Source organism: Nonomuraea sp. B1E8 (assembly GCF_039871515.1).
In the GTDB taxonomy this organism is placed as follows: Bacteria; Actinomycetota; Actinomycetes; order Streptosporangiales; family Streptosporangiaceae; genus Nonomuraea.
In genome coordinates this window covers 425,386-450,215 of sequence record NZ_JBDPLS010000008.1, presented here as the reverse complement: position 1 = coordinate 450,215, position 24,830 = coordinate 425,386, and the positions used below count along the sequence as shown (strand labels likewise).

The window sequence follows — 24,830 nt, the reverse complement described above, 5'->3', positions numbered from 1 at the left end:
GATGATCACGCGCCCTCCGGCACCCTGGTCGGGTCGGCGTGCGTGGCCAGCCAGTGCAGCAGCGCCTTCTGGGCGTGCAGGCGGTTCTCCGCCTGGTCCCACACGACGCTGCGCGGGCCTTCGAGGACCTCCTCGGTGATCTCGTTGCCGCGGTAGGCGGGCAGGCAGTGCAGCACGATCGCGTCGGACGCGGCGTGGCGGAGCAGCTCGGCGTTCACCTGGTACGGCATGAGCGCGGCGACCCGCTCCTCCTTACCGTCCTGCCCCATGGACACCCACGTGTCGGTGGCGACCACGTGGGCGCCGTTGACGGCGGCCACCGGGTCGGTCAGCGCGGCGACGGAGCCGCCGGTCTCGGCGGCGATGGCGGCGGCCTGGCCGAGGATGACCTGGTCGGGCTGGTAGCCGGCCGGGGCGGCGACCCGTACGTGCAGGCCGGCCGTGGCGCCGCCGAGCAGGTACGAGTGGGCCATGTTGTTGGCGCCGTCGCCCAGGTAGGTCAGCGTGAGCCCGGCCGTGCGGCCCAGCCGCTCGTGGACGGTCTGCAGGTCGGCGAGGATCTGGCAGGGGTGGAACTCGTCGGTGAGCGCGTTGACGACCGGCACCTGGGAGTGGGCGGCCATCTCGTCGATGAGCTCCTGCCCGGAGGTGCGCCAGACGATGGCGGCGACCTGCCGGTCCAGCACCCTGGCCAGGTCGGCGGTGGGCTCGCCGCGGCCCATCAGCACCGAGACGTTGTCGACGACCAGCGGCAGGCCGCCGAGCTCGCCGATGCCGGTGTGGAAGGAGATGCGGGTCCTGGCCGACGGCTTGTCGAACAGCACCGCGACGGTGCGCGGCCCCTCGAACGGCCGGTAGCCGAACCGGTCCTTCTTCATCGCGGCGGCGAGTTCCAGCACCTCCGCCTGCTCGCCGGGCGACAGGTCGTCGTCTCTGAGGAAGTGACGGATGGTCATGCAGCCGCCTCCGTGAGGATCCGCGGGAACGACGCCACCAGGGCGTCCACCTCGTCCGCCGTCACGACGAGCGGCGGCGCCAGGCGCACCGCGTCCGGCTGGAGCGCGTTGACCAGGAAGCCGGCCGCCGCGGCGGCCTCCTGCACCTGGGCGGAGCGCGGCTCGCGCAGCACCGTGGCCAGCCACAGGCCGCGACCGCGCACGCCCTCCAGCAGCGGATGGTCGATGGCCTCCAGCCCTTCGCGCAGCCGTGCGGCCACCGACCTGACGTGGCCGAGGTCGAGGTTGTCGAGGACGGCCAGCGCCGCGGCGCAGGAGACCGGGTTGCCGCCGAACGTCGAGCCGTGGTCGCCCTTCCCGAACAACCTGCCCACGTCGCCGAAGCCTACGCAGGCTCCGATCGGCAGGCCGCCGCCCAGGCCCTTGGCCAGGGTCAGGATGTCGGGGGTGACGCCGTCGGCCTGGTGGGCGAACCAGTGGCCGGTGCGGCCGATGGCGGACTGGATCTCGTCGGCGACCAGCAGCGCGCCGGTCGAGTCGCAGATCTCGCGGGCCGCCTGGAGGTAGCCGTCGGGCGGCGGCACCACGCCCGCCTCGCCCTGGGTGGGCTCCAGGAAGAGCGCGATGCAGTCGCCGGTCATGGTCTCCTTGAGCGCGTCGGCGTCGCCGTACGGGACGAAACGCACCTCCACCGGGAACGGGCCGAACTGGTCGCGGATCGCCTTCTTGCCGGTCAGGGAGAGCGCGCCGATCGTGCGGCCGTGGAAGCCGTTCTCGGCGGCGACGAAGTAGGAGCGGCCCTCCCGCCTGCCGTGTTTGAGCGCGAGCTTGTAGGCGGCCTCGTTCGCCTCGGTGCCGGAGTTGGCGAAGAAGACCCTGGCCGGGGCGTCGAGCATGCCGAGGAGCTTCTCGGCGAGCAGGACCTCGGGCTCGTGCAGGAACAGGTTGCTGGTGTGGGCGAGCGTGGCGACCTGCCGGGAGACGGCCTCGACCAGGGCGGGGTGGGCGTGGCCGAGCGAGCTGACCGCGATGCCGCCGATGAAGTCGAGATATTCCCTGCCGTCGACGTCCCATACGCGGGTGCCCTCGCCTCGGGCCAGGGCCACAGGGGGGACCCCGTAGTTGCCCATGAAGGCTTCTTCGAACCGTTGGAACAGGTTCATCAGGGCATCACCATTGTTCCGATCCCTTCGTTGGTGAAGATCTCCAGCAGCATCGAGTGGGGGACGCGGCCGTCGAGCACATGGGCCCGGGGCACGCCCCCCTGCACGGCCGTCAGGCAGGCCTCCATCTTGGGTACCATGCCGCTGGACAGCGTGGGCATCATGGTCGCGAGCTCGTCGGCGCTCAGCTCGTCGATCACGTCGGTGTCGTCGGGCCAGTTGGCGTACAGGCCCTCCACGTCGGTGAGCACGATCAGCTTGCGGGCCTGCAGGGCCACGGCGAGCGCGGCGGCCGCGGTGTCGGCGTTGACGTTGTAGATCTCTCCGTCGTCTCCCCGCGCCACGCTGGAGACGATCGGGATGCGGCCGTCGTCGAGCAGGGCGCCGACCGCGCCGGGCTCGACCTTGATGATCTCGCCGACCTGGCCGATGTCGACCGGCTCGCCGTCGACGACCGCGTGTTTGCGCACCGCCGTGAACAGGTGGGCGTCCTCGCCGGACATGCCGACGGCGAACGGTCCGTGCCGGTTGACCAGGCCCACGATGTCGCGGTTGACCTGGCCGACCAGCACCATCCTGACGACCTGCATGGCCTCGGGCGTGGTGACCCGCAGCCCGGCGGTGAACGTGGACTCGATGCCCAGCCGGTCGAGCGCGCTGCTGATCTGCGGGCCGCCGCCGTGCACGACGACCGGGCGCAGGCCGGCGTGGCGCAGGAAGACGACGTCCTCGGCGAAGCCGGACTTGAGCGCATCGTCGGTCATCGCGTTGCCGCCGTACTTGATGACGACGGTCGCGCCGTGAAAGCGGGTCAGCCACGGCAGGGCTTCGATCAGCGCCCCGGCCTTGGTGTGCGCGGTGGTCAGCCTCATGAGGAGTACGCCGAGTTCTCGTGGACGTAGGCGACCGTCAGGTCGGTGGTGTGGACGGTCGCGGTGTGCGGGCCGGCCGACAGGTCGATGGTGATCGTCACGTCCCTGGCACTCATGTCCACCTTGTCGCGGTCGTCGCCCACCGCGCCTCCCCGGCAGATCCAGATGCCGTTGATGGCGACGTTGAGGCGGTCGGGCTCGAACTCGGCGTCGGTGGTGCCGACGGCGGCCAGCACGCGGCCCCAGTTGGGGTCCTCGCCGTGGATGGCGCACTTGAGCAGGCTGGACCGGGCGACCGCGCGGCCCACCTTCACGGCGTCGTCCTCGTCCGCCGCGCCGACCACCTCGATGGCGATGGCCTTGGAGGCTCCCTCGGCGTCGACGAGCAGCTGCCTGGCCAGGTCTGCGCAGACCTCGGTGACCTTCTGCTCGAACTCGTCGAGGTCGGGCCTGACCCCGGAGGCGCCGCTGGACAGCAGGAGCACGGTGTCGTTGGTCGACATGCAGCCGTCGGTGTCGAGCCGGTCGAACGTGACGGCCGTGGCCCTGCGCAGCACGGCGTCGAGCTCGGCGCCGGTCAGGTCGGCGTCGGTGGTGATCACGCAGAGCATGGTGGCCAGGGCGGGGGCGAGCATGCCGGCTCCTTTGGCCATCCCGCCGACCATGTAGGCGCCGTCCTCGTCGGCGCCGCCGCGCTTGAACGAGATCTTGGAAACGGTGTCGGTGGTGCGGATGGCGTCGGCCGCGGCCAGGCCGCCGTCGCGGGCGAGTTGGGCGGCGGCGGTCTCGACGCCCGCCAGCAACTCGTCCATCGGCAGCCGTTCGCCGATGAGGCCGGTCGAGCAGACCGCGACCTCGCCCGCGGAGTCCCGCAGGAGCGCGGCTGCCTTCTCGGCGGTGGCGTGCGTGTCCTGGAAGCCCTCGGGGCCGGTGCAGGCGTTGGCTCCGCCGGAGTTGAGGACGACCGCGCGCAGCCGCCCGCCCGCCAGGACCTGCTGCGACCAGAGCACGGGGGCGGCCTTGACGCGGTTGGCGGTGAAGACGCCCGCGGCGGCGCGGCTGGGGCCGTCGTTGACGACGAGAGCGAGATCGCGGGCGCCGCCGGGCTTGATCCCTGCGGCGACTCCCGCGGCCCTGAAACCCAGGGGTGCCGTGACGCTCATGACACCGCCTTCCACGCGGACGGGAGCGATGAGCTCCCGTGCTCGTCGGTTGATGCGCTGCGCTTGCTCAAGGTGCAACTCCTGTCAGGGGAAGGCCGAGCTCTTCCGGCAGGCCGAGGGCGATGTTGACGCTCTGGACGGCGCCCCCGGCCGTGCCCTTGGTGAGGTTGTCGATGGCGATGACGGCGACCACACGGCCCGCGCGCTCGTCGAGCGTCACCTGCAGGGCCGCGGTGTTGGCGCCGTAGGTCATGGCGGTGGCCGGCCAGACGCCCTCCGGCAGCAACCTGACGAACGGCTCGCTCTTGAGCGCGACCTCGTACGCGGTGCGCAGCGACTCCGTGGTGACGCCGGGCGCGGCCGGGGCGGAGCAGGTGGCGAGGATGCCACGGCTCATGGGGGCCAGCGTCGGGGTGAACGAGACGCGCACGGGAGCGCCGGCGACCGCCGACAGCCCCTGCTCCATCTCGGGCGTGTGCCGGTGGACGCCGCCCACGGCGTAGGCGCCGGCCGAGCCCATGACCTCACTGCCGAGCAGGTGGGGCTTGGGCGATCTGCCCGCCCCGCTGGTGCCGGAGGCGGCGACGACGACCACGTCGGGCCCGGCCAGCCCGGCGGCGAACGCGGGCGTCAGGGCGAGCAGGACGGACGTCGGGTAGCACCCGGGGACGGCGATCCTGGTCGCCCGCCTGAGCACCTCGCGCTGTCCTGGCAGCTCGGGCAGGCCGTAGGGCCAGGTGCCGGCGTGCTCGCCGCCGTAGAACTCCTGCCAGGCCGCGGGGTCGGCGAGCCGGTGGTCGGCGCCGCAGTCGACGACCAGCGTCTCCTCGCCGAGCGCGGCGGCGACGGCGGCGGAGTGGCCGTGCGGCAGCGCGAGGAAGACCACGTCGTGCCCGGCGAGCGTGCCGGCGGTGGTGTCGTCGAGGACGCGGTCGGCCAGCTGGGGCAGGTGTGGCTGGTGGGCGCCGAGACGGCTGCCCGCGCTCGAGGCCGCGGTGAGCGCCCCGATCTCGAACTCCGGATGGCCCAGCAGGAGGCGGAGCAGCTCACCGCCCGCGTAACCGCTGGCTCCCGCGATCGCCGCTCTCATCCTGCCGCCTCCTGCATATTCATGCATCCTAGCTCATGACCTTGCTGCTGAAAATGATGCACTGGCGAGGATGAATATGCAAGCCGCGATGAGCCCGGGCGACCACATCGTGAGACCCGGCGGCCTCTGGGTGCCGCGTCCAGCGCTACCGCCCCGCAAGGGTCATGACGTGGCCGGACGCGTGGACGCCGGGGAAGATGGCCGGAGCGCGCCGCCCGGCTTTCCCGCGGGCGGGCCGGGCGACGGGGGCATGGGACGGCCCGGGCAGGGCGGACCCGGCACGCGGCTGCCGGCATGAGGGACGCCGGGCGGCTCGTTGCATGCCTTCACCTATGACCCGGCGACCGCGATGTTAATCCTGGGTATCGCAGATTCCCAGCAGGGGACGTACCGGGCGGGCCTGTTCCTGCGGCCCGCCCGGGTCCGTGTCAGCGGAGGAAGGCGGCCGCCACGCCCGCGTCCACCGGGACGTGCAACCCGGTGGTGTGGGTCAGGTCGCCGCCGGTGAGCGCGAAGACCGCGGCGGCCACGTGCTCGGGCAGGACCTCCCGCTTGAGCAGGGTGCGCTGGGCGTAGAACTCGCCCAGCTTCTCCTCCTCCACCCCGTAGACGGCCGCGCGGTTGGCGCCCCAGCCGGAGGCGAAGATGCCGGAGCCGCGCACCACGCCGTCGGGGTTGACGCCGTTGACGCGGATGCCGTGCCCGCCCAGCTCGGCGGCCAGCAGCCGCACCTGGTGCGCCTGGTCGGCCTTGGCGGCGCCGTAGGCGACGTTGTTCGGGCCGGCGAAGACGGCGTTCTTGGAGGAGATGTAGACGATGTCGCCGCCCATGGCCTGGTCGATCATGACCCTGGCGGTCTCGCGGGAGACCAGGAACGAGCCGCGCGCCATGACGTCGTGCTGCAGGTCCCAGTCGGCCAGGGTGGTCTCCAGCAGCGCGCGCGACAACGACAGGCCGGCGTTGTTGACCACCAGGTCCACGCCGCCGAAGGCGAGCACGCCCGCGCGGACGGCCGCGACGACCTGCTCCTCCGAGGTGACGTCGACCGCGACCGCCACGGCGACGTCCGCCTCGCGGTACGCGCCCGCGCCCAGTTCGGCGGCCACCTTCTCGGCGGCGGCCACGTCGCGGTCGGCGACGATCACGCACGCGCCCTCGGCGGCGAGCCTGCGCGCGGTGGCCGCGCCGATGCCGGAGCCGCCGCCGGTGACCAGCGCGACGCGCGTGGCCAGCGGCTTGGGCCTGGGCATACGGCGGAGCTTGGCCTCCTCCAGCTCCCAGTACTCGATGCGGAACTTCTCCGACTCGGGGATGGGGGCGTAGGTGGAGACGGACTCCGCGCCGCGCATGACGTTGATGGCGTTGACGTAGAACTCGCCGGCCACGCGGGCGGTCTGCTTGTCCTTGCCGAACGAGAACATGCCGACGCCCGGGACGAGCACGATCGCCGGGTCCGCGCCGCGCATGGGAGGGGAGGCGGGGGTGGCGTGCCGCTCGTAGTAGGCGGTGTAGTCGGCGCGGTAGGCGGCGTGCAGCTCCCGCAGCCGCTCGGCCGCCTGCTCAAGCGGCGCGTCCGGGGGCAGGTCGAGCACGAGCGGCGCGACCTTCGTACGCAGGAAATGGTCGGGGCAGGACGTGCCCAGCGCGGCCAGCCGCGGATGCTCGGCCCGGGAGACGAAGTCGAGCACCTCGGGCGTGTCGGTGTAGTGGCCGACGACGCGCATGTCGGTGGAGGCCAGGCCGCGGATCAGCGGGAACAGCGCGGCGGCGCGGGCGTGCCGCTCCTCCTCCGGCAGCGTCTGGTGGATCACCGCGCCGAACGGGTCGGCGCGGCCGTGCTCGGCGAGGTACGCCTCGGCGGTCCTGATGATCTCCAGCGAGCGGGCCTCGCACTCCTCGGACGTCGAGCCCCACGCGGTGATGCCGTGGCCGCCGAGGACGCACCCGATGGCCCGCGGGTTCGCCTCCTTGATGGCGGCGATGTCCAGGCCCAGCTGGAAGCCCGGACGCCGCCACGGCACCCACACGACCCGGTCGCCGAACACGCGCCCGGTCAGCTCCTCGCCGTCGGCGGCGGTGGCCAGCGCGATGCCCGCGTCGGGGTGGAGGTGGTCGACGTGCGCGGCCTCCACGAGCCCGTGCATGGCGGTGTCGATCGACGGCGCGGCCCCGCCCTTGCCGTGCCGGCAGTAGCCGAAGGCCGCCACCATCTCGTCCTCGCGCTCCACGCCCGGGTAGACGCCCTTGAGGGCGCGCAGCCGGTCGAGGCGGAGCACGGCCAGTCCGGACTCCTTGAGCGTGCCCAGGTCGCCGCCGGAGCCCTTGACCCAGAGCAGCTCGACGTCCTCGCCGGTGACCGGGTCGGGCGCGGCGCCCTTGGCCGAGGTGTTGCCGCCCGCGAAGTTGGTGTTGCGCGGGTCGGCGCCCAGGCGGTGGGAGCGTCCGAGCAGTTCGTTCACGACGTCCATGGTGGTTCAGGCCCCCCAGCCGGCCTGCTCGCCGCCGACGCGTTCGGCGGCGATTTTCTCAAAATATCCGGACTTGGCGTACGCGCTCATCGGGTCGGGCGCGAGTCCCATCTCCTCGCGCAGCTCGGCCAGCAGCGGGCGCACGTCGGTGTTGTAGGCGTCCATGAAGACGGCGTTGGCGCCCAGCACGTCACCCTCGGCCTGGGCGGCCGACAGCGCCTCGCGGTCGACCAGCAGCGCCTTGGCGGTGGCCTCCTGGACGTTCATGACCGAGCGGATCTGGCCCGGGATCTTGGGCTCGATGTTGTGGCACTGGTCCAGCATGAACGCCACCCTGTGGAGGGCCGCGCCCCCCGCATCCCCCCCGACAGGCTCGGTGCTCTGCTCGTCCCTTTCGTCGTCCAGAGCTCCGCCCCGGACGACCTCGTACATGATCCGGAAGAGCTGGAACGGGTCCGCCGCGCCCACCATGAGGTCGTCGTCGGCGTAGAAGCGGGAGTTGAAGTCGAAGCCGCCGAGCTTCCCCTCGCGCAGCAGGAACGCCACGATGAACTCGATGTTGGTGCCCGGCGCGTGGTGCCCGGTGTCGACGACCACCTGCGCCTTGGGGCCGAGCTTGGCGCAGTGCGCGTACGCGGTGCCCCAGTCGGGCACGTCGGTGGCGTAGAAGGCGGGCTCGAACAGTTTGTACTCCAGCAGGAAACGCTGGCTCTCTCCGAGCCGCTCGTAGACCTCGGCCAGCGCCTCGGCCAGGCGGTCCTGGCGGGCCCTGATGTCGTCCTGGCCCGGGTAGTTGATGCCGTCGGAGAACCACAGCTTGAGGGTGTCGGAGCCGGTGGCGTCCATGATGTCGACGCACTCGAGCAGGTGGTCGGTCGCCTTGCGGCGCACCCTGGCGGAGGGGTGGGTGACGCTGCCGAGCATGTAGTCGTCGTCCTGGAAGACGTTGGAGTTGATCGCTCCGATGCCGACGCCCGCCTCGCGGGCGTGCCGGGCCAGGTCGGCGTAGTCGTCCACCTTGTCCCACGGGATGTGCAGCGCGACCGTGGGGGCGATGCCGGTGTGCGCGTGCACCTGGGCGGCGTCGGCGAGCTTCTCGTACGGGTCGCGCGGCACCCCCTTCTGGGCGAACACCTTGAACCGGGTGCCGCTGTTGCCGTACGCCCAGGACGGCGTCTCGATGTGCTGCGCCCGCAGCACGGCCTTGATGTCAGTCATGACTCCCCGATCAATCCAGGTGGAAGACTTCGGTCAGCGGTCTCATGCCCTCGTCGGGCCGGCCGTCGAGGTTCTCGAAGAACGGCGCCATCTCCGCCTGCCAGCGGGCGTTGACCTCGGTCTCGGCCATGGCCTTCTGGGCGGCCTGGAAGTCCTCGGTCTCCAGATAGCCCACGAGCAGGCCGTCGTCCCTGAGGAAGAGCGAGTAGTTGTGCCAGCCGGTGCGCGACAGCGCCTCTCGCATCTCCGGCCAGACCTCGCGGTGGCGTTCGCGATATTCCGCCAGCCGCTCCGGACGGACTTTCAGCAGGAAGCAGACGCGTTGCACCGACACTCCCCTCAAAACGTTTTAATGCTTCGCCAGGAAACTATGATTCCAGCTGCCCGCTGTCAATGCGCATCCGGGTCCTCCGCGGCCCCGGCGCAGGGTGGGGACGCCGGGGCCGCCAGGTCAGCCGCTGAGCACGCGGACGTCGCCCGCGGCCACGGTGACGGATTCGCCCGAGGCCGTGGTCACGACGGCGTCCTCGGCCGTGTGATTGATCGCGAACAGGTGGGAGCGGCCGTCGGGGTGGGAGCGCCGCACGACCTCGACCCCCGGCGGGCTCGTCGCGGGCGGCCTCGCCCCGGCCTCGGCGCAGACCGTGGCGACCACCTCGGCCAGCGCGTCGTCGTCGAGCCTGGTGGTCAGGTAGTGGGCCGCGCCGTCGCCCCACTCGTTCCGGGTCCAGGCGGGCTCTCCGGTGGCGTAGGTGTCGAGGACCTTCGCGCTGGTGGCGTGCGCGACCTCGCTCCACACACTCCCCGACCCGCCGGAGGCCAGCCGGATCGGGCCGTCCAGCGGGAAGAACTCCTCCACGGTGACGCCCAGCAGGTCGCGCCACGCCCCGGGATAGCCGCCGAGGCGCACCCGGTCGTGCTCGTCGACGATCCCGCTGTACGGGCCGACGAGCGTCACGCCGCCCGCACGTACGAACCCCTCCAGGTTGGCCGCCCCCGCGTCGCTCACCAGGTAGAGCGCCGGCACCAGGACCAGGCGGTAGCCGGTCAGGTCGCCTTCGGGGTGCGCCAGGTCGCAGGTGATGCCGGCCCGCCACAGCGCGGCGTGCCAGCGCTTGGCCTCCTCCACCGGGTCGAGCTCGAAGGAGGGCTGGGCGGGGTGGTCCTGCGCCCACACGCTGGAGTGGTCGATGAGGACGGCGACGTCGGCCTTGACCCTGCTGCCCGCCACCTCGGCGAGCCCGGCCAGCTCGGCCCCGAGCGCGCTCACCTCGCGCCAGACCTTCGTGTCGACCCCGGCGTGCGGGAGCATCGCCGAGTGCCACTTCTCGGCGCCGGCGCGCGAGGCCCGCCACTGGAAGAACATGATCGCGTCGGCGCCCCTGGCCAGATGGGCCAGCGAGTTGCGGCGCAGCTCGCCGGGCGCCTTGGCGCGGTTGCGCGGCTGCCAGTTGACCGCGCTGGTCGAGTGCTCCATCAGCAGCCAGGGGCGGCCGCCGTTGAGCGAGCGCGCGTAGTCGGCGGCGAAGGCCAGGTCGATGTGCGGCTCCGCGCGGGCGCCGATCAGGTAGTGGTCGGTGGAGACCACGTCGAGCTCGGCGGCGAAGGCCCAGCAGTCCATGTCCCAGTGGGCGCCCGCCATGAGGTTGGTGGTCGCGGGCACGCCGGGGGTGAGCTCGCGCAGCAGGTCGCGCTCGGCGACGTAGAGCTCGACGAGCGCGTCGGAGCTGAACCTGCGGAAGTCGAGCTGCTGGCCGGGGTTGGCGAAGCTGGGGGTGTCACGCGGCGGCAGGATCTGCGCCCACTCGCCGTAGTGCTGGGACCAGAACGCGGTGCCCCAGGCGTCGTTGAGCGCCTCCAGGGAGGTGTAGCGGGAGCGCAGCCAGGCCCGGAACGCGGCGGCCGAGGTGTCGCAGTAGCAGCGGGCGTTGTGGCAGCCGTACTCGTTGTGCACGTGCCACAGGGCCAGGGCAGGGTGGTCGCGGTAGCGGATGGCCACCTGCTCCGTGACGCGCAGCGCCTTCTCGCGGTAGATCGGCGAACTCGGGCAGAAGCCCTGCCTGCTGCCGTGGTGCAGCCGCCGGCCGGCGGAGTCGAGCGGCAGCGCCTCGGGGTAGGCGTCGCCGAACCAGGGCGGCGGGGAGGCGGTCGGCGTGGCCAGGTTGGCCGCGATCCCGTTGGCGGCCAGCAGGTCCATGACGCGGTCGAACCAGCCGAAGTCGAACACGCCCTCGGCGGGCTCCAGCAACGACCACGAGAAGACGCCCACGCTGACCCGGTTGACGCCGGCCTCGCGCATCAGCGCGACGTCCTGCTCCCACGTCTCCTCGGGCCACTGCTCGGGATTCCAGTCGCCGCCGTAGGCGATGACATCCGGCATGAAGCCTGCCTTTCGAGATACTGTTAGCGCTCACAGCTGGTGACGCCAGGTTCACGGAGGGATTAAAACGTTCTGCGCCGCACGGCACAAGCCCCGATCCCCCGCACCGCCCGCCTCGGGGCCCCTCCGGCCTGCGCGCCCCGTGCCCGCGGGGCCGCACGGACGGTGCGCGGCGACGCCGCCGGCGGCTCCCGGCCACCGGGCTCCACCGTAGTAGAACGTTTTACTTCCCGCGCGGGAGGTTAGGGTCGGGCGTACGGCGGTGTCAACGCGGATCGGCGTCACGACCGGTGCCGCGACTGGCGCGCCCATCGTTAGTACGTTTTAATGAGGGCTCATGGCCATGGTCAGCATCAAGGACGTCGCCGCTCACGCCGGCGTCTCGCCCGGCACGGTCTCCAATGTACTGAACCGGCCAGGGAAAGTCGCGCCCGCCACCAGGGAGCGGGTGGAGGCGGCCATCAACGAGCTGGGGTTCGTCCGCCACGGCTCGGCGTCGACGCTGCGCGCCGGGCACAGCAGGACGATCGGCCTGAGCGTGATCGACATCGGCAATCCCTTCTTCACCGAGGTCGCCGCCGGCGTCGAGGACGTCGCCAGCGAGCTGGGCTACGCCGTGATCCTCGGCAACTCGGCCGGCTCGCAGGACAAGGAGGACCGCAACCTGCGGGTGCTGGCCGAGCATCGCGTACGCGGCGTGCTGATCACCCCGTCGGGTGAGGATCCGGCGCGGCTCGAACGGCTGCGCGAGCACGGCATCAGCGTGGTGCTCGTCGACCATCCCGCGCACCGGCCCGACCAGTGCGCGGTGGCCGTGGACGACGTCGGCGGCGGCCGGGCCGCGGTCGCCCACCTGCTGGCCAAGGGGGCGCGCAGCGTCGCCTACGTGACCGGCCCGCTGACCATCCGGCAGTGCGTGGAGCGGCGGGAGGGCGCGAGTGCCGCGATGCGGGCCGCCGGCATCGACCCCGCGGACCTGCGGGTGATCGAGGCGATGACGATGACCGCCCGCGCGGGCGAGAAGGCCGCCGCCGACCTGATCGCGAGCGGCCTGCCCGAGGCCGTCTTCTGCGCCAACGACCTGCTCGCCCTCGGCGTGCTGCGCGCGCTGCTGCGGGCGGGGGTGCGGGTGCCCGAGGACGTCGCGCTCATGGGCTACGACGACATCGACTTCGCCGCCGCCTCCACCGTGTCGCTCAGCTCGATGCGCCAGCCCACCTACCAGCTCGGCCGCATCGCCACCGAACTGCTGCTCGACGAGTGCGACAACCCCGAGACGCACGCGCACCAGCACATCATGTTCCAGCCCGAGCTCGTCGCCAGGGAGTCCACGCAGTGAGTCACCGTTTCGCCGCCGTCGATCTGGGCGCCTCCAGCGGCCGGGTGATGCTGGCCGACCTGTCCGGCGGGCTGCGGCTGACCGAGGCGCACCGGTTTCCCAACGGCCCGGTGCGCGTGGCGGACCGGCTCCACTGGGACATCCTCGGCCTCTACCGGGAGATCCTGGCGGGGCTGCGCGCCGCCGGGCCCGTCTCCTCCGTCGGCGTGGACGCGTGGGCGGTCGACTACGGGCTGCTCGACGAGTCGGGCGGGCTGATCGGCAACCCCGTGCACTATCGCGACGACCGCACGCGGGGCGTGCCCGAGCGGGTGGCCGCCCTGGTCGGGGCCGACACGCTGTACGACGTGTCGGGCCTGCAGGTGCTGCCGTTCAACACCGTCTACCAGCTGCTGGCCGACCGGCTCGACGGCGCCGCGACGATGGTGCTGATCCCCGACCTGATCGGCTACTGGCTCACCGGCGAGCTGGGCGCGGAGGTCACCAACGCCTCGACGACGGGGCTGCTCGACGTGCGCACCAGGTCGTGGGCGCGCCCCCTGATCGAGCGGCTCGGGCTGCCGGCCGGCCTCTTCCCGCCGCTGCGCCTGCCCGGCGAGCCGATCGGCGGGCTGCGCCGCGACGTGGCCGCCGAGATCGGCTGGTCCGCACCCGTCATGGCGGTGGGCTCGCACGACACGGCCTCGGCGGTGGCCGCGGTGCCCGCGACGGGCCCGGCCTTCGCCTACATCTCGTGCGGCACGTGGTCCCTGGCCGGCGTCGAGCTGCCCGGCCCCGTGCTGACCCCGGAGAGCCGGGCCGCGAACTTCACCAACGAGGCCGGCATCGACGACACCGTCCGCTATCTGCGCAACGTCATGGGCCTGTGGCTGCTCCAGGAGTGCATGCGCGCCTGGCCAGGCTCCGACCTGGGCGACCTGCTGACGGCCGCGTCGGCCGAGCGGCCGTTCGCCGCCGTGGTCAACCCTGACGAGCCGGTGTTCCTGCCGCCGGGCGACATGCCGGCCAGGATCGCGGCCGAGTGCCGCCGCACGGGCCAGCGGCCGCCCGACTCGCCCGCCGCCTACACGCGCTGCGTGCTGGAGAGCCTGGCGCTCGGGCACCGGCGGGCCGTGCGCCAGGCGATGGAGCTGTCCGGGCGCGACGTCGAGGTCGTCCACCTGGTGGGCGGCGGGTCGTACAACGAGCTGCTGTGCCGGCTCACCGCCGACGCCTGCGGGCTGCCGGTGGTGGCGGGCCCGGCGGAGGCGACCACGCTCGGCAACGTGCTGGTGCAGGCGCGCGCGGCCGGGCTGGTCTCCGATCTGGAGGAGATGCGCTCGCTGGTCGCCGCCTCCCAGCCGCTGCGCCGCTACGAGCCGTCCGGCGACGACCGGCTCTGGGACGAGGCCGCCGCCCGCGTGTTCTGATCCCCTCTGACCTGCGCTTTCCGGTTTTCTCCCGCGTCTGGTGGGGCACAAGTGGGACCGGGGAGCATCGGAGGGCTTCATGGATCTCACGTGGCCGCTGCTGCGGCAGCTGACCGGCGAGGACCGCACGGGCCCGCGGGCAGGCGGTGAAGCCGGCCGCGACGGAGGCGTTGCGGGCCCGCACGGCGTGCCCGAAGGGCGCGGCCACCCTGCAGCTCACCACCGACAGGCGAACGATCCCAGGTACACGGTGCAGCCGCAGCGGAGGCGGCCGGCGAAGGCGAAAGCGGAAGGTGATCTGCGATGAAGCGGAAGGTCGTCGAGTATCTGCCCTTCGTGGGCATCGTGCTGATGGTCTGCACGGCGTCCTGGCTGGCGGGCAGGTCGTATCCGGCCCGCCCGGCCGCGCTCGGGAGGGTCAGGGGCAGGCACGCGTCGCCGTGAAGCCGTGCGGGGGCCTGCTCCGCCGCTCCACCTCTTAGGCGGGGTCAGGCCGCCTGGCGCCGGCCGGCGACGTACGATCAGCAGATGACCGAAAAGACCGAAACCACGCCTGGATGGCTCGCTCCCGACGAACTGGAGTCGGTGCGCGGCCAGCTGCCCGTCCTCTACGTCGACGCCGTGCCGGTGCGCGTCGACGACACCGGCGTGGTCACCCGCGTCGGCCTGCTGCTGCGCATCGCCGCGGACGGGACCGTCAGCAGGGCGCTGGTTTCGGGGCGGGTGCTGCTCCACGAGCGCATCCGTGACGCGCTCATGCGCCACCTGGAGAAGGACCTCGGCCCCGTGGCGCTGCCGCGCATCCCCGCGTCGCCGCAGCCGTTCACGGTCGCGGAGTATTTCCCCACGCCCGGCGTCACCCCCTACCACGATCCGCGCCAGCACGCGGTGTCGCTGGCCTACATCGTGCCCGTCGCCGGCGACTGCCGGCCCCGGCAGGACGCCCTCGACCTGGTGTGGTTCACCCCGGAGGAGGCGGCCTCGCCGATGGTGCAGCAGGAGATGGCGGGCGGGCAGGGCGTGCTGCTGAAGCAGGCGCTGGCCCACGTCGGCTGCCTGCCCTGAGCGGAGGTCAGGGCCGCTCGGCGCCCCGGCGCACCCAGTCGTAGAGCGGGTCGCCGGGGCACGAGGTGGCATGGCCGTCCCGGTGTCCCTTGACCTCCTGCCCCGCGTCGCCGTGCTCGCGCAGGTATTCGATGGCGTCGACGAGGGCGTGGAGCAGGTCGTCGTTGGGCTTGGTGAGCCCCGAGCTGCCGACCAGCGCGAGCACCGCGTAGTGGCCGGCGTTGAGGCCGGCGCCGTTGGCCGCGGGCAGCGCGTGAGGGCCGCGGCCCATGAACGTGTGGCGGTGGGGGCAGCACACCATGGTGTAGCCGAGATCGATGTAGGTCTCGCCGCGGCCGCCCGACATGTGCATGCTCTGGATGTCTCTCACCAGCTCGCCGCACTTGTCGTGGTTGGCGGGCTCGGCGAGGTCGGCCGGCACCTTGCCGCCGGTGTAGTGGATTTTCACGCCCTTGGTCGATTCCAGGCGGGTGTAATCACTGGTCGGCTTCTTCGCGTGCCACTCGGCACGGGTGATCAAATTCATGGGATCCTCTCCTGAACGGCATACTCTAGCCATCACCCCGCCAACTTTGCGTAGCGAGCAAATCACACACCGTTACCACAGTGGCCTGCCGCGAGGATGAGGGTTGCCTGCCGTTTCGCAGGTAACGCGGGGGAAACACCCCGATCGTCAGACTCGGATCATGTGCCGCCGGCTGCTGCGATTCATCGTGATTCTTACCGGCGTGGCGCTGCTCATCGCCGCGCTCGTCCTGGCTCTGGACCGCCCCCAGCAGGAGCACTCGCCCTCCACCCTGGCATCCCCCAGGCCGGAGACCTTGGTCATCGAGATCACGCCGCCCGCCACGCCGGGCGTTCCCGGCAAGGTGCGGTGCCGCGAGGAGCGGGCCCTCCTATCGGAATCCCCGCTCCGCCCGGTCGTGCCGGAAGGCGTCCAGCCGGTCGAAGTCGAGATCGTACGCCGACACGGCGGCGGGTGGGGGGCCGGAGAAGAAACCCGCGTGCGTCCGCGGGCAGGGATCGGCGAACCCGGTGACCCCGGCGCACGGATGCCCGAGGTAGGTGGCCTCGTGGTGCCAGTCGCTGACGGCCACGTACGTCATGAACTCGTACGCCCGCGCCACGCTCATGTGCCGCCACAACTCGCGCGCAGGGGCGGGACCGTCCCAGCGGGTGAGGGAGAAGGCGGGCACCAGGACCGCGTCGAGCCCGTCGTTCCCGGCCAGGCTCCCCGAATACCACAGGTCGGCGCAGAGCAGGACGCGCAGGCGCCGGCCGTGCAGCTCGAAGCCGGCGCCGGGCCGGCCGGGCAGCACTCCGGAGCGACGTTCGATCCCGTAGGGGTGGACCTTGTCGTACTCGGCCAGCAGCGTGCCGTCCGCGCCGAACACGGCGCCCCTGTTGATCGGGCCACCGTCGACGGCGTCGTAGTGCGAGCCGCCGACGACGGCCGTCCCGGACCGCAGGGCCAGCGTGCGGACCCGGTCGAGGTAGGCGGCGCGGGGCAGGCTCGATCCGGCCAGCTCGGGCAGCAGCATCACGTCACCGGCGTGGGAGGCGACGAGCTCCTCGATCGCGTCGAAGTTGGCGTGGCCGTCGGGGGACCAGCGGGGAGGTTGAACCAGGAGGATCTTCACGTTTCCACTGTGGCTCAGGCGAGGTTGCCCGGGATGGCCGCGAGCAGCTCGCGGGTGTAGCCGTCCGACGGATGGTCGAAGATCTCCTCGGCGGTGCCGCTCTCCACGATCCGCCCCTCGCGCATGACGTGCACGGCGTGCGAGATCATCCGAACCACGGCCAGGTCGTGGCTGATGAACAGGTAGCTCAGCCCCAGCTCCCGCTGCAGGTCTGCGAGCAGCTCCAGGATCTGCGCCTGGACCAGCACGTCGAGCGCCGAGACCGCCTCGTCGAGCACGACCAGCTCCGGCGAGAGGGCCAGCGCCCTGGCGATGGCCACCCGCTGGCGCTGGCCGCCGGACAGCTCGTGGGGCAGCCGCTCGGCCGTCGACGCCGGCAGCGACACCTTCTCCAGCAGCTCGGCCGCCGCCTTCCTGCGGTCGGCCGCCGTACCGACGCGGTGCACGCGCAGCGGCTCGGCGATCGACTTTCCGACCGTGTAGCGGGGGTCGAGCGAGGCGTACGGGTTCTGGAAGACCGGCTGGACGCGCCGGCGGAACGCGAACAGGTCACGCCGGCCCAGCGCCGTCATGTCCGTGCCGTCGAAGCGGATGCGGCCCGAGGTGAGGTCTTCGAGGCCGAGCAGCAGGTTGGCGGTGGTCGACTTGCCCGAGCCCGACTCGCCCACGATGGAGACGGTGCTGCCGCGCGGAATGGTGAAGGAGACCGCGTCCACCGCGGTGATCTCCTCGCCGGTGCCCCTGAGCGGGTAGACCTTGCGCAGGTCCTCGACGACGGCCAGGTCGCCGGACGGGTCGCCGGACGGGGGCGGCGGTTCGAGCAGGCGCACCGACGACAGGCTCGGCACGGCCTTCAGCAGCCGCCTGGTGTACTCGTGCCCGGGCTCGGCCAGGATGGCGGCGGCGGGCCCCGTCTCGACGATCTCGCCCTGGTACATGACGGCCACCACGTCGGCCCGCTCGGCGGCCAGCGCCAGGTCGTGCGTGATGAGGAAGACCGCCGTGCCCATGTCGGCGGTCAGCTGCCCGAGCTGGTCGAGGATGCGCCGCTGCACGGTGACGTCCAGCGCGGAGGTGGGCTCGTCGGCGATGAGCAGCCTGGGCCGGCAGGCCAGCCCCATGGCGATCAGGGCCCGCTGCCGCATGCCGCCGGAGAACTCGTGCGGGTACTGCCCGATCCGCCGCTCGGGGTCGGGGATGCCGGCCATGTCCAGCAGCTCGACCACGCGGGCGCGGGCGGCCTTTCCCGCGGCGACGCCGTGCACCTCCAGGGCCTCGGCGATCTGGTCGCCGATGCGCATGAGCGGGTTGAGGTTCGACATCGGGTCCTGCGGGACCAGGCCGATGCCCGCCCCGCGGATCGCCGTCATCTCGCGCTCGCTCGCCGTGGCCAGGTCGCGGCCGTCGAAGAGCACCTGGCCGCCGGTGATGCGGCCGTTGCCGGGCAGCAGCCGGTTGACCGCGGCCGCCGTGGTGGACTTGCCCGACCCCGACTCGCCGACGACCGCCACGGTCTGGCCGGGCAGGATCTCCATCGAGACGTTCTTGACGACGGTGACGTCCTGCCGCCGGGTGCGGAAGGCGACCGAGAGGTCGCGGATCTCCAGGAGCGGGCTCATACGGTCCTCGATCGTTCGGTGGTGGCCTGCAGCAGGTCGGCCCAGAGCTCCTCGGTCGGCACCGGGACACCCTCGACGAGCAGACGGTTGCTCGCCAGCACGAGGGCGATGTCGCGGCCGGGCACGAAGCCGACGGCGCAGCCCACGTAGCCGGGGTGGCCGAGCACGGTGACCGTCTCGCCGGCGAGCGCCAGGTCGTACCTGCGGAAGCCGAGCGCCTGCGCGGGGTCGGGGCCGGGGGCGAAGAACTCCCGTGCAACCTCGGGCCGCCACAGCCGGTCGTGCTCCTCGTAGCGGGACATCGCGGTGCAGTACTTGAGCAGGTCGGGCACGGTCGAGAAGAGCCCCGCGTGCCCGGAGACCCCGCCCAAGGCGTGGTGGGCGTTGCCGTCGGCGACCTGGCCGAGCACGGGCGCGCGGCGCCAGCCGGCGAAGTCGCCGCTGCGGTACGGCACGGGGTACGGCTCCCCCGTGTCCAGCATGCGCATCTCAACCCGGTCGTCCAGGGCGCTCATGGCCACCTCGGAGCCGGCCGGTCGGGCGTAGGTGGTCGAGGTGAGCCCGAGCGGCCGGGTGACCAGCTCGGCCACGGCCCGCTCCAGGCGCAGCCCGGTGACGGCCGAGACGATCCGGCCCAGCAGGATGAAGCCGAGGTCGGAGTAGTGCCGTGCGCGGCCGGGACGGTAGCGCGGCGGCGGCAGCCGCGGCTGGATGTAGAGCGGCCACCACTCCCACAGGCCGCCCCGGTGCAGCAGCAGGTCCCGCACGGTGATCGCCTCGTACGACCGCGGCAGGTACGCGCTGAGCGGCGCGTCGAGATCCACGAGCCGGTCGGACACCAGGCGGATGAGCGCCGTGGTGGTGGCCAGGACCTTGGTGACCGAGGCCAGGTCGTGGTAGGTGCCGAGGGTCATCGCGGCGACGCCCTCGCGCTCGCCGTCGACCCAGCGCACGGTGCGGTGGCCGGTGCACTCGGTGAGGTCGAACCAGGGCGTGCGCGCGGCCATGACCACGCCGGGTGGCGCCTTCACCGCGCCAGCACCAGAGCCCGGGGCGAGCCGGCGAGCGGCGCCGGCAACACGAGCGGGCCCGCGCCCGGGGTCAGGGTGCCGAGGACGCGGGCGGCCCGCGCGCCCGTGCCGCCGGGCACGGTGCCCGGCAGGCCGTGCGCGCTCAGCCAGCCGATGAGGGCGAACGCGATGGCCTCCTTGTCGTCGGCGGGCGCGCCCAGGTCGTCGGACGGCCGCACGTCCACGGCGGGCAGCGCCGAGCGCAGCCCGTCCATGAGCACCGGGTTGCGGCAGCCGCCGCCGGAGACGACCAGCGTGCTCACCTCCGCGGCCCGCACGTCATGGGCGACCGTGCGCACGGTCAGCTCGGTGAGCGTGGCCACCAGGTCCGCGTCGCTCACCTCGCCGCCCGCCGCACCTCCCGCCGCGCCGCCTGTCCTGGCAAGCGCCTCCTCGACGTAGCCGGGGTGGAACAGCTCCTTGCCGGTGCTCTTGGGCGGGGCCAGCCGGTAGTAGGGCTCGTCGAGCAGCACGTCCAGCAGCCGCGGCCGCACCCGCCCCGACGCCGCGATCCGCCCGTCCACGTCGAACCCGCGGGGGTTCAGCCCTCTGCCCGTCACCACGGCGTCGATGAGCGCGTTGGCCGGGCCGATGTCGTAGGCGTACAGCTCGGCGCCGCGCACCACGGTCATGTTGGCGATGCCGCCCAGGTTGAGCGCGCCCGCGCCGCCGTCGTACGCGCCGAGCAGCAGCCCGTCCAGCACCGACACCAGCGGGGCGCCGTGCCCGCCCGCCGTGATGTCCCTGATGCGCACGTCGGACAGCACGGGCGTGCCCGTGCGCTCGGCGATCCAGGCCGGCTGGCCGATCTGCAGCGTGCCGCGCGCGTGCGCCCCCTCGACCCAGTGGTAGACGGTCTGCCCGTGGGAGACGATCAGGTCGGCGGGGCCGCCCTCGGCGATCGCCGCGGCGGCGGCCTCGGCGAAGCACTGCCCGATGAGCGTGTCGAGCTCGCACACCTCGGCCAGCGTCGCGGGCGCGGGCGGCAGCGCCGCGACCAGCCGGGCCCGCAGGTCCTCCGGGTACGGTGTGCTCGCCGTGTGGCCGACCCGGCCGTGGAGCACACCGCCCGTCAGCTCGAAGTCCACCATGGCCACGTCGATCCCGTCGTGCGACGTGCCGGAGATCATCCCGAGAACCCTCATGCCCGCTCCCCCAGTGCCGCGCGCAGCCTGCCGCCGGCTCCGGCCAGCCGCGCCGCCGCGTCCCGCGGGTCCAGGCCGAAGCGGGCGGCGACGACCGCCTGTTTGACGTTGAAGCCGTTGGCGTCCAGCACGGCCAGCGCCTCCTCGCGCTCCACGCCCGTGATCGTGCGCACGATGCGCACGGCACGCTCGCGCAACTTGCCGTTGGTCGCCTTCACGTCGACCATCAGGTTCCCGTACGTCTTGCCGAGCTGCACCATGACGATCGTCGAGAACATGTTGAGCACGAGTTTCTGCGCCGTGCCCGCCTTGAGCCTGGTCGAGCCGCTGACCACCTCGGGCCCGACGAGCACCTCGACGGCGTGCGCGGCGGCCGCGCTCAGCGGCGTGCCCGCGTTGCAGGACAGCCCCACGGTCAGCGCGCCCAGCTCCCCGGCCCGCCGTACCGCGGCCACCACGTACGGGGTGCGCCCGCTGGACGCGATGCCCACCACGGTGTCGAGCGGCCCCACACCGGCCGCGTCGACGGCCGCCGCCCCGGCCTCCTCGTCGTCCTCGGCGCCCTCGCAGGGCGACACGATCGCGCTCTCACCGCCGGCGATGATGGCGAAGACCTGCCCGGGGGGCGTGCCGAACGTGGGCGGGCATTCGGAGGCGTCCAGCACGCCGAGCCGCCCGGGGGTGCCCGCGCCGACGTAGACGAGCCGGCCGCCGGACCGCACGCGTTCGGCGGTGGCCTCGATCGCCTCCGTGATCCGCGGCAGCGCCCGGGCGACCGCGGCGGGGACCGTGGCGTCGGCCGCGTTCATGGTCGCGGCCAGCTCGCCCACGCTCATCGTGTCGATCCCGGCGAACCGGGGATCGGCCGTTTCCGTCGTCAGGTGTGAGAGGTTCACCGCTTGCCTCGGTTTCGCGGGTCGAGAGTGTCACGCAGGCCGTCACCGAGCAGGTTCAGGCCCACCACGAGCAGGACGACGACGGCGCCCGGCGCGATCAGCGTCCAGGGGGCGATGAACACCAGGCTGCGCGCCTCGAAGATCATCGACCCGAGCGAGGGCGCCGGCGGCGGCGTGCCCAGGCCGAGGAAGCTCAGCGACGCCTCGGTGAGCACCGCCCACGACAGCGAGAGCGCGACCTGGACGACGATGATCGAGGTGATGTTGGGCAGCACGTGGCGCAGCATGATCTGCCAGCGGCTCAGCCCGGTCGAGACGGCCGCCTTGACGTACTCGATCTCCCTGAGCGACAACACGGGCCCGCGGGTGACGCGGATGAAGATGGGCACGTACACGATCGCGATGGCCACGGCGATGGTGAACCGGTTGCGGTCCAGCACCGAGGCCAACGACAGCGCCAGCAGCAGCGGCGGGAACGCGAACAACACGTTCGTGACGCCGCCGATCGCGCCGTCGGCGACGCCGCGGTAGAAGCCGGACACGAGCCCGCCCAGCGTGCCCACCACGGTCGCGAACGCCACCGCCACGACCGCGACGAACGCGGAGTTGCCCACGCCGGCCGCCACGCGGGAGAACACGTCCCTGCCGAACTGGTCGGTGCCGAACAGGTGCTCGCCCGACGGCGCGCGGAACCGCGACGGCGGATGCTGGGCGATCGGGTCGTACGGCAGCAGTCCCGCGTACGACAGCGCCGCCACGGCGGCCAGCAGCACGAGGATGACGACGCCCGCGACCCCGGCGGGGCTGCGCCGCAGCAGCGCGGTCATGACGCCCTCACCCGCGGGTCGATGATCCGGTAGAGCGCGTCGGTCAGGAGGTTGACGACCACGAACGCCAGCGCGATCACCAGCACGGTGCTCTGCACGACCGCGTACTCCTTCTGCTGGATGCCCAGCAGCACCTGCCGGCCGATGCCCGGCACGGAGAAGATCTGCTCGACCACCACCGCGCCGCCGAGCAGGTAGCCGAACTGCAGGCCCGTCATGGTGACGATGGGCACGAGCGCGTTGCCGAGCACGTGCCTGACCTGCAGCCGCCGCTCCGGCACGCCCTTGGCCCGGGCGGTGCGCACGAAGTCGTGCGAGCGCACCTCGAGCACCGCCGTGCGGGTGGTGCGCAGGATCGGCGCCGCGATGCCGAAGCCGAGGACGAGCGCGGGAAGAAACATCTGCTGCAGGTTGAGCAGCGGGTCCTCGGCGAGCGTGGCGAAGCCCTGCCCGTTGGGGTTGAACCCGAACGACGCCGCGAAGACCGACAGCAGCGTGGTGGCCAGCAGGAAGGCCGGGATCGACAGCCCGGCCAGGCTCACGACCTGGCCGAAGGCGTCCCTGGGCGCGTTGGCCTTCGACGCCGAGAGCATGCCGAGCGGCACCCCGATCAGCAGGGCCAGCACGATGGAGAAGACCGCCAGCTCGAACGTCACCGGCAACGCGTGCAGGGTCAGGTCGAGCACGCTCTGCTGGGAGCGCGCCGAGTAGCCGAAGTTCCCGGTGAACATGTTGCCGAGCCAGGCGAAGAACTGCGTGACCAGCGGCTGGTCGAGGCCGTAGTACTGCTCCAGCGCCTGCTTCTGCGCCGGGGTGAGCGCCGCGGCCTCGGTGCCGAGCCCCGCCGTGATCTGGTTGCCGGGGATCGCCCGGAGCATGACGAACACGAACACGGCCACCCCGAACAGGGTGCCCACCGTGCTCGCCACGCGCCGGAGGGCGCGGTTGCCTGCGATCCGGCGCATCAGCTGACGGACGTGGTGCGCAGGTACTGCAGCGAGCCGCTGGCCATCGGGACGAAGCCCTGCACGTTCGAGGTGGTCGCGGTGTAGGTGTAGCCGGCGAACAACCAGATCCAGGCGGCGTTGTCCTCCAGGTGGGCGGCGACCTGGTCGTAGATCGGCTTGCGGGCGGCCTGGTCGGTGGTCGCCTTGCCCTGCGCGAACAGCTTGTCCAGTTCGGGCGAGCTGTAGCCGGCGACCTTGTTGAGGTTGCCGTCGCTGGTGAAGTAGCGGCCGTAGGAGCCGTCGGGGTCGGGCCGGCCGCCGTTGAGCGCGACGGCGGCGTCGAAGTCGGCCGCCACCCAGCGGTCCACGAACGCGCCCGACTCCAGCACCTCCAGCTCCAGGTTGATCTTGGCCTCGGCGAGCTGCGCCTTGAGGTTCTGGGCCTCGTTGACGGAGGTGGCGTACTCGCCCTGGGAGACGATGGTCTTGACGGTCACGCCGCCGGACTTGCCGGCCTTGGCGAGGTAGCCGGCCGCCTTGGCCAGGTCGCGGGTGGGGCAGGGGCGCTTGGCCGGGTCCGACTTGTAGGCCGGCGCGGTGATCGGGCCGGTCACCTCGCCCTCGCCGAGCGCGGCCGTGTCGAGCACCTGCTTGCGGTCGATGGCGCACTGGATCGCCAGCCGCACGTTGACGTCCTTGAGCTCGCCGTGGCTCGCGTTGAGCTGGAGGACGTGGTAGTTGAGCTGCGGCGTCTTGGCGACGGTGATGGTGCCGCCGCCCTCGGCGGTCTGGGCGACGAGCGGGTCGTCGAAGACCGCGAGCTGCACGTTGCCCGACTGCATCGCCGACACGATGGACGACTCGTCGGGGATCACCCGGAACTCGACCGTCGGGACCTTCGGCTTCTCGGGGCCCCAGTACTTGTCGTTCCTGGCCAGCGTGATCGACTGGCTGGCCACGCGCTTGCTCAGCGTGAACGGCCCCGTGCCGTTGGGGGTGGTGGTGAGCTCCTGCTCGGTGTCGTCGGAGGAGAGGATGGCCATGTTGACGGTGGCGAGGTTGGCGGGCAGCGCCGCGTCGGGGCCGGTCAGCTCCAGCACCACCGTGCTCGCGTCGGGCGCCTCGACGGACTTCACCGACGACAGCGACGCCCTGGCCACGGCCGCCGTCTTCTCGTCCATGATCTTCTCGAGGGACGCCTTGACGTCCTTGGAGTCGAGCGCGCTGCCGTCGGCGAAGGTCACGCCCTGGCGGAGCTTGAGGGTGAGCTTCTCGCCGTCCTCCGAGGTCTCCCACGACTCGGCCAGCCCTGGCACCACGTTGAGGTCCTTGTCGAACTCCGTGAGCGTGCCGTAGAGGTTCTGCAGCACGTTGACGGCCTGGAACTGGGTGGCCTTCCAGGGGAACAGCGTGTCGGGGTCTGAGGTCACGCCGACCACGAGGCCCTTGGCGGGGGTGTCGCCACCGGCGGCGGGGCCGGAGGACGACGAGCAGCTGGTGAGGGCGATGGACAGCGCAGCGGCGATGCCGACCGCGGAGAGCGCGCCACGGGGCATGTGGTCT

22 protein-coding genes are annotated in these 24,830 nt (G+C 72.3%); 4 read left to right on the top strand and 18 right to left on the bottom strand.

Annotated features, from left to right (window positions below; genetic code table 11):
* Positions 1–5: 5 nt before the first annotated feature.
* The 9 genes from argF to ABGA98_RS27435 form a co-directional block, all read right to left on the bottom strand.
* Entirely contained in the window at positions 6–956 is a 951-nt protein-coding gene (gene argF, locus ABGA98_RS27475) for an ornithine carbamoyltransferase (RefSeq protein ID WP_347621284.1), read from the bottom strand.
* Entirely contained in the window at positions 953–2,119 is a 1,167-nt protein-coding gene (locus ABGA98_RS27470) for an acetylornithine transaminase (RefSeq protein WP_347621283.1), read from the bottom strand. The genes argF and ABGA98_RS27470 overlap by 4 nt, the downstream gene beginning before the upstream one ends.
* A complete protein-coding gene (argB, locus tag ABGA98_RS27465) occupies positions 2,119–2,991 on the bottom strand; it encodes an acetylglutamate kinase (protein WP_347621282.1) in 873 nt (290 codons plus the stop codon). Before argB ends, ABGA98_RS27470 begins: the two co-directional genes overlap by 1 nt.
* Complete coding sequence (argJ, locus tag ABGA98_RS27460) at positions 2,988–4,154, bottom strand: bifunctional glutamate N-acetyltransferase/amino-acid acetyltransferase ArgJ (protein ID WP_347621281.1); 1,167 nt, start codon at positions 4,152–4,154, stop codon at positions 2,988–2,990. Before argJ ends, argB begins: the two co-directional genes overlap by 4 nt.
* Before the next feature lie 67 nt (positions 4,155–4,221).
* The gene (gene argC, locus ABGA98_RS27455) at positions 4,222–5,244 is read right to left on the bottom strand and encodes an N-acetyl-gamma-glutamyl-phosphate reductase (RefSeq protein WP_347621280.1); all 1,023 of its coding nucleotides are present in this window, start codon (positions 5,242–5,244) and stop codon (positions 4,222–4,224) included.
* Between the two features lie 428 nt (positions 5,245–5,672).
* Positions 5,673–7,712 (bottom strand): bifunctional aldolase/short-chain dehydrogenase, encoded by a 2,040-nt coding sequence (locus tag ABGA98_RS27450; protein WP_347621279.1) that lies wholly within the window; start codon positions 7,710–7,712, stop codon positions 5,673–5,675.
* Between the two features lie 6 nt (positions 7,713–7,718).
* Entirely contained in the window at positions 7,719–8,930 is a 1,212-nt protein-coding gene (gene rhaI, locus ABGA98_RS27445) for an L-rhamnose isomerase (RefSeq protein ID WP_347621278.1), read from the bottom strand.
* 10 nt (positions 8,931–8,940) lie between these two features.
* Positions 8,941–9,258, bottom strand: a complete 318-nt coding sequence (locus ABGA98_RS27440; protein WP_347621277.1) for an L-rhamnose mutarotase — start codon at positions 9,256–9,258, stop codon at positions 8,941–8,943.
* A 123-nt stretch (positions 9,259–9,381) separates the two neighbouring features.
* A complete protein-coding gene (locus tag ABGA98_RS27435; RefSeq protein WP_347621276.1) occupies positions 9,382–11,310 on the bottom strand; it encodes a beta-galactosidase in 1,929 nt (642 codons plus the stop codon).
* 337 nt (positions 11,311–11,647) lie between these two features.
* Between ABGA98_RS27435 and ABGA98_RS27430 the strand changes: the two genes are divergently transcribed.
* The 4 genes from ABGA98_RS27430 to ABGA98_RS27415 all read left to right on the top strand — a co-directional run bounded on the left by ABGA98_RS27430 (position 11,648) and on the right by ABGA98_RS27415 (position 15,123).
* Positions 11,648–12,649, top strand: coding sequence for a LacI family DNA-binding transcriptional regulator (locus ABGA98_RS27430; RefSeq protein ID WP_347621275.1), 1,002 nt, complete (start codon positions 11,648–11,650; stop codon positions 12,647–12,649).
* 47 nt (positions 12,650–12,696) lie between these two features.
* Complete coding sequence (locus tag ABGA98_RS27425; protein WP_347621304.1) at positions 12,697–14,058, top strand: rhamnulokinase family protein; 1,362 nt, start codon at positions 12,697–12,699, stop codon at positions 14,056–14,058.
* A gap of 303 nt (positions 14,059–14,361) precedes the next feature.
* The gene (locus ABGA98_RS27420) at positions 14,362–14,502 is read left to right on the top strand and encodes a hypothetical protein (protein WP_347621274.1); all 141 of its coding nucleotides are present in this window, start codon (positions 14,362–14,364) and stop codon (positions 14,500–14,502) included.
* 84 nt (positions 14,503–14,586) lie between these two features.
* The gene (locus tag ABGA98_RS27415) at positions 14,587–15,123 is read left to right on the top strand and encodes an NUDIX hydrolase family protein (protein WP_132597900.1); all 537 of its coding nucleotides are present in this window, start codon (positions 14,587–14,589) and stop codon (positions 15,121–15,123) included.
* A 7-nt stretch (positions 15,124–15,130) separates the two neighbouring features.
* On the opposite strand, the gene ABGA98_RS27410 is transcribed toward ABGA98_RS27415, so the two are convergent.
* The 9 genes from ABGA98_RS27410 to ABGA98_RS27370 all read right to left on the bottom strand — a co-directional run bounded on the left by ABGA98_RS27410 (position 15,131) and on the right by ABGA98_RS27370 (position 24,823).
* Entirely contained in the window at positions 15,131–15,649 is a 519-nt protein-coding gene (locus tag ABGA98_RS27410) for a hypothetical protein (RefSeq protein ID WP_347621273.1), read from the bottom strand.
* 370 nt (positions 15,650–16,019) lie between these two features.
* Positions 16,020–16,763, bottom strand: a complete 744-nt coding sequence (locus tag ABGA98_RS27405) for a carbon-nitrogen hydrolase family protein (RefSeq protein WP_347621272.1) — start codon at positions 16,761–16,763, stop codon at positions 16,020–16,022.
* A gap of 14 nt (positions 16,764–16,777) precedes the next feature.
* Positions 16,778–18,382: an ABC transporter ATP-binding protein gene (locus ABGA98_RS27400; RefSeq protein ID WP_347621271.1), complete on the bottom strand. Its 1,605-nt coding sequence runs from the start codon at positions 18,380–18,382 to the stop codon at positions 16,778–16,780.
* A complete protein-coding gene (locus tag ABGA98_RS27395; RefSeq protein WP_347621270.1) occupies positions 18,379–19,413 on the bottom strand; it encodes a serine hydrolase domain-containing protein in 1,035 nt (344 codons plus the stop codon). Before ABGA98_RS27395 ends, ABGA98_RS27400 begins: the two co-directional genes overlap by 4 nt.
* Positions 19,410–20,597 carry an anhydro-N-acetylmuramic acid kinase gene (locus tag ABGA98_RS27390; protein WP_347621269.1) on the bottom strand — a complete coding sequence of 396 codons (1,188 nt, stop codon included), beginning with the start codon at positions 20,595–20,597 and terminating at the stop codon, positions 19,410–19,412. Before ABGA98_RS27390 ends, ABGA98_RS27395 begins: the two co-directional genes overlap by 4 nt.
* Positions 20,594–21,493 carry an N-acetylmuramic acid 6-phosphate etherase gene (murQ, locus tag ABGA98_RS27385; protein ID WP_347621268.1) on the bottom strand — a complete coding sequence of 300 codons (900 nt, stop codon included), beginning with the start codon at positions 21,491–21,493 and terminating at the stop codon, positions 20,594–20,596. The genes ABGA98_RS27390 and murQ overlap by 4 nt, the downstream gene beginning before the upstream one ends.
* On the bottom strand, positions 21,490–22,320 hold the full coding sequence (locus ABGA98_RS27380) for an ABC transporter permease (RefSeq protein WP_347621267.1): 831 nt from the start codon (positions 22,318–22,320) through the stop codon (positions 21,490–21,492). The genes murQ and ABGA98_RS27380 overlap by 4 nt, the downstream gene beginning before the upstream one ends.
* Positions 22,317–23,285 carry an ABC transporter permease gene (locus tag ABGA98_RS27375; protein WP_347621266.1) on the bottom strand — a complete coding sequence of 323 codons (969 nt, stop codon included), beginning with the start codon at positions 23,283–23,285 and terminating at the stop codon, positions 22,317–22,319. The genes ABGA98_RS27380 and ABGA98_RS27375 overlap by 4 nt, the downstream gene beginning before the upstream one ends.
* Positions 23,285–24,823, bottom strand: coding sequence for an ABC transporter substrate-binding protein (locus ABGA98_RS27370; RefSeq protein ID WP_347621265.1), 1,539 nt, complete (start codon positions 24,821–24,823; stop codon positions 23,285–23,287). Before ABGA98_RS27370 ends, ABGA98_RS27375 begins: the two co-directional genes overlap by 1 nt.
* Positions 24,824–24,830 lie beyond the last annotated feature (7 nt).

What these genes read in the sequence shown, in the direction of transcription:
- ABGA98_RS27425 (WP_347621304.1), top strand. Translation starts at nt 12,697, where the DNA reads ATGCTGGCCGACCTGTCCGGCGGGCTGCGGCTGACCGAGGCGCACCGG.
- ABGA98_RS27390 (WP_347621269.1), bottom strand. Translation starts at nt 20,597, where the DNA reads ATGAGGGTTCTCGGGATGATCTCCGGCACGTCGCACGACGGGATCGAC.
- rhaI (WP_347621278.1), bottom strand. Translation starts at nt 8,930, where the DNA reads ATGACTGACATCAAGGCCGTGCTGCGGGCGCAGCACATCGAGACGCCG.
- ABGA98_RS27400 (WP_347621271.1), bottom strand. Translation starts at nt 18,382, where the DNA reads ATGAGCCCGCTCCTGGAGATCCGCGACCTCTCGGTCGCCTTCCGCACC.
- ABGA98_RS27450 (WP_347621279.1), bottom strand. Translation starts at nt 7,712, where the DNA reads ATGGACGTCGTGAACGAACTGCTCGGACGCTCCCACCGCCTGGGCGCC.
- ABGA98_RS27415 (WP_132597900.1), top strand. Translation starts at nt 14,587, where the DNA reads ATGACCGAAAAGACCGAAACCACGCCTGGATGGCTCGCTCCCGACGAA.
- argF (WP_347621284.1), bottom strand. Translation starts at nt 956, where the DNA reads ATGACCATCCGTCACTTCCTCAGAGACGACGACCTGTCGCCCGGCGAG.
- argC (WP_347621280.1), bottom strand. Translation starts at nt 5,244, where the DNA reads ATGAGAGCGGCGATCGCGGGAGCCAGCGGTTACGCGGGCGGTGAGCTG.
- ABGA98_RS27430 (WP_347621275.1), top strand. Translation starts at nt 11,648, where the DNA reads ATGGCCATGGTCAGCATCAAGGACGTCGCCGCTCACGCCGGCGTCTCG.
- ABGA98_RS27435 (WP_347621276.1), bottom strand. Translation starts at nt 11,310, where the DNA reads ATGCCGGATGTCATCGCCTACGGCGGCGACTGGAATCCCGAGCAGTGG.
- ABGA98_RS27370 (WP_347621265.1), bottom strand. Translation starts at nt 24,823, where the DNA reads ATGCCCCGTGGCGCGCTCTCCGCGGTCGGCATCGCCGCTGCGCTGTCC.
- ABGA98_RS27380 (WP_347621267.1), bottom strand. Translation starts at nt 22,320, where the DNA reads ATGACCGCGCTGCTGCGGCGCAGCCCCGCCGGGGTCGCGGGCGTCGTC.
- ABGA98_RS27470 (WP_347621283.1), bottom strand. Translation starts at nt 2,119, where the DNA reads ATGAACCTGTTCCAACGGTTCGAAGAAGCCTTCATGGGCAACTACGGG.
- ABGA98_RS27410 (WP_347621273.1), bottom strand. Translation starts at nt 15,649, where the DNA reads ATGAATTTGATCACCCGTGCCGAGTGGCACGCGAAGAAGCCGACCAGT.
- argB (WP_347621282.1), bottom strand. Translation starts at nt 2,991, where the DNA reads ATGAGGCTGACCACCGCGCACACCAAGGCCGGGGCGCTGATCGAAGCC.
- ABGA98_RS27420 (WP_347621274.1), top strand. Translation starts at nt 14,362, where the DNA reads ATGAAGCGGAAGGTCGTCGAGTATCTGCCCTTCGTGGGCATCGTGCTG.
- argJ (WP_347621281.1), bottom strand. Translation starts at nt 4,154, where the DNA reads ATGAGCGTCACGGCACCCCTGGGTTTCAGGGCCGCGGGAGTCGCCGCA.
- ABGA98_RS27375 (WP_347621266.1), bottom strand. Translation starts at nt 23,285, where the DNA reads ATGCGCCGGATCGCAGGCAACCGCGCCCTCCGGCGCGTGGCGAGCACG.